General features: G+C 72.8%; 1 protein-coding gene. It reads right to left on the minus strand.

Annotated features, from left to right (window positions below):
• Positions 1–3,451: type I polyketide synthase (locus tag GA0115259_RS42290; protein WP_237540605.1), on the minus strand; the 3,451-nt coding region annotated here is incomplete at both ends.

Genomic DNA, 3,451 nt, shown 5'->3' on the forward strand with positions numbered 1-3,451 from the left:
ATCGTGCAGATGCCAGGCCGCGTCGACCTTGGGCCGCAGTACGGTGTCCAGCCGCTCCGGTGTCAGTCCCTCAAGAGGAACGTCGTCCAGCACACCGGCCGTGTGCACCACGGCGGTCAGCGGCTCTTCCGGCGAGAAGCGGGCCAGCAGTTCGGCCAGCGCGCCGCGATCGGCCACATCGGCCGCGGCGACGGTGACCTCGGCGCCCAACTGCCGCAACTCTTGTGTCAGTTCCCCGGCGCCCGGTGCGTCAGGACCTCGGCGGCTGACCAGCAGCAGCCGGCGCGCGCCGTGCGACACCACCAGATGGCGGGCCGCGATGGCGCCCAGCGCACCGGTGGCACCGGTGATGAGGACCGTTCCATGGTCCCATCGCGGTGTGTTCCCCGGCGTTGTACCGGACTCCGGTGCTGTACCGGGTCCCGATGCCGTGCCCGGTCCCTGCGCAGGCCTGGTGCGGGCCAGCCGTGGGACGAGCAGTGTGCCGCCGCGTACCGCCGTCTGAGGTTCGCCGCTCTGCGCGGCCCGCGCGAGAAGGCCCGCCGGCAGGTCTCCGCTCCCGCTGTCGATCAGGACCAGACGGCCCGGATTCTCGGTCTGCGCGGAGCGCAGCAGTCCCCAGACCGGCGCATGGACCAGATCGGTCACGTCCTCGCCCGGCCCGGCGGCTACGGCTCCTCCGGTCACCACGACCAGCCGCGTGCCGGCGAGCCGTTCGTCGGCCAGCAGTGACCGTACGGCCGTCAGAACACGGTGTGTCGCGGCCCGGACCAGGTCCGGCAGTTCCTTGCCGTCGGCCGGTGCGGGAAGGCAGGGCATCACCAGGAAGGACGGTGCCTGCGCGCCGTTGTCCAGCGCGCGGATGACGGCTCCGGCGTCGGTGTACGAGCGCGCCGGGCCCTCGGTCAGTCCGAGTCCGTCCGGTCGTTCGTCACCGAGCACGGCCCAGTCGGCGGGCTTCGCGGTGGTGTGCCTGCCTTGTAGCGGAGTCCAGTCGAGCCGGAGCAGGGCGTCGCCCGTACCGGCCGCCGCCGCGCGCAGCGCCTCGACCGACAGTGGCCGCAGTGTGAGCGCGTCGACGGCGGCGACCGGTGCGCCGGTGGCATCGCCCACGGTCAGCCGGACCGTGGGCGACTCTGGGTCCGTGCCATGGAAGGCGAGCCGGACACGCAGGGCCGAGGCACCGGAGGCCCGTACGGTGACGGCGGACCAGGAGAAGGGCAGCCACGATCCGCCGTCGTCCCCGGCGACACCGGGCAGCAGCGCGTGGAGCGCGGCGTCGAGCAGCGCCGGATGGATCGTGAACCGGCCCGCTTCGGAGCGCTGGTCCTCGCCGAGGGCGACCTCCGCGTAGAGATCGCCGTCCGCCGTCCACAGCCGGCGCAGATTCCGGAACGCGGGACCGTACTCGTACTGCCGCTCGGCCAGCCGCTCGTAGACACCGGTCAGATCGGTCTCGAGGGCGCCGGCCGGCGGCCAGACCGTCAGAGCGTCGTTCTGCGAGTGGGCCGTCGGGCCGTCAGCCGTGCCGAGCCTGCCGTGGGCGTGCAGTGTCCACTCGCCCTCGTTCTCGTTCTCGCCGGCACCGCCGTCGGGCCGCGAGTAGATCTGTACGGTACGGCCACCGGCGTCGTCGGCGGCTCCGGCGACGAGCTGCAACCGGACTCCGCCGCGCTCAGGCAGCAGCAGAGGCGCGGCCAGTGTCAGCTCGTCGACACCCATGGCGCCGATCTGCTCTCCGGCCCGCAGGGCGAGTTCCAGCAGTCCGGTGCCGGGCACCAGCACCGCGCCGCCAACGGCGTGATCGGTCAGCCAGGGATGGGTGTGCCGGGAGAGACGGCCGGTGACGATGTGTTCGTCGCGGCCGGCGAGGGCCACGGCCGCGCCGAGCAGCGGATGTCCGGTGGCGGTCAGGCCCAGTCCTGCGGCGTCACCGGCGCGGGCCGGCTCCTCCAGCCAGTAGCGCTGCCGCTGGAAGGCATAGCCGGGCAGCGCGACCGCACGGGCGCCCGGGAACACGGCGTCCCAGCGCACCTTTGCACCACGCGCGGCCAGCAGACCGAGGGCGGAGGCGAAGGCGCGGTCCTCGGCCCGGCCTCGGCGCAGTGCCGGTGTGAGCGCACCGGCGTCGCTGGTCAGGGACTCCTGGACCAGCGCGGTCAGCACTCCGTCCGGGCCCAGCTCCAGCCACTCGGTGACGCCCGCGGCGGCCAGCAGCCGTACGCCGTCGAGGAAGCGGACCGGCTGCCGGATGTGCTGTGCCCAGTAGCCGGGCGCGGTGAGCTGCTCGGCCGTGGCGAGTTCGCCGGTGACATTGGAGACCACCGGGATACGCGGCGGATGGAAGGTCAGTCCCTCGGCGACCGTACGGAACTCGTCCAGGACGTCGTCCATGTGCGGCGAGTGGAAGGCGTGGCTGACCGGCAGCCGCTTGGTCCGGCTGCCCTTCTCTCGCCAGAGCGCGGTGATCGCCTCGACGGCGGACTCGTCACCGGAGATCACGGTGGAGCGAGGGCCGTTGACACCGGCGACGGTCACCGTGTCGCCGTATCCGGCGAGCGTGGCGCGTACCTCGTCCTCCGGTGCCTCCAGCGCCGCCATGGCACCGCCTTCGCGCGCGGCCTGCATCAGCCGTCCGCGCTCGCTGACCAGCACACAGGCGTCCGGCAGATCGAGCACTCCGGCCAGATGCGCGGCGGTCACCTCGCCGATGGAGTGACCGAGGAGGAAGTCCGGTGTGAGGCCGTGGTGTTCGGCCAGCCGGAACAGCGCGGTCTCCAGCGCGAACAGGGCGGCCTGGGTGAAGGCCGTCTGATCGAGCAGGGCCGAGTCGGCGGAGTCCTCCGGTGCGAAGAGCACGCTCTTCAGAGGACGGTCGAGTACGCGGTCCAGATGGGCGCAGACCGCGTCGAACGCGGCGGCGAACACCGGTGAGGAGCCGTACAGTTCTCGGCCCATGCCGAGGCGCTGGGAGCCCTGTCCGGTGAACAGGAACGCGGTCTTCCCGCGGTGTCCCCGGCCGGCGTGGACGACGGCGGGCGAGGGATCTCCTTCGGCCAACGCGCTGAGGGCGTGGCGGAGTTCGTCCCGTTCCTCGGCCATGACGGCGGCGGCGTCGCCGTGCAGGGCGCGGGTGGTGGCCAGCGAGCGGCCGATGTCGTCGATGGTCAGCTCCGGGTGGGCGTCGACGTACTCGACGAGCCGGGCCGCCTGGGCGCGCAGGGCCTCCTCACCACGGGCCGAGACGAGGAAAGGCGCGATCGAGAGTGCCGGCGCCTGCGCGGAATCGGAATCGGGCTGTTCGGCGGCGGTCCCGGTGTCGTGCTCGACGCCCTGCTCGATGATGATGTGGGCGTTGGTGCCGCTGATCCCGAAGGAGGAGACGGCGGCGCGGCGCGGACGGTCCACCTCCGGCCACTCCGTCTCCTCGGTCAGCAGCTCCACGGCGCCG

The sequence above is a fragment of the Streptomyces sp. MnatMP-M17 genome, assembly GCF_900091995.1.
Taxonomy (GTDB): domain Bacteria; phylum Actinomycetota; class Actinomycetes; order Streptomycetales; family Streptomycetaceae; genus Streptomyces.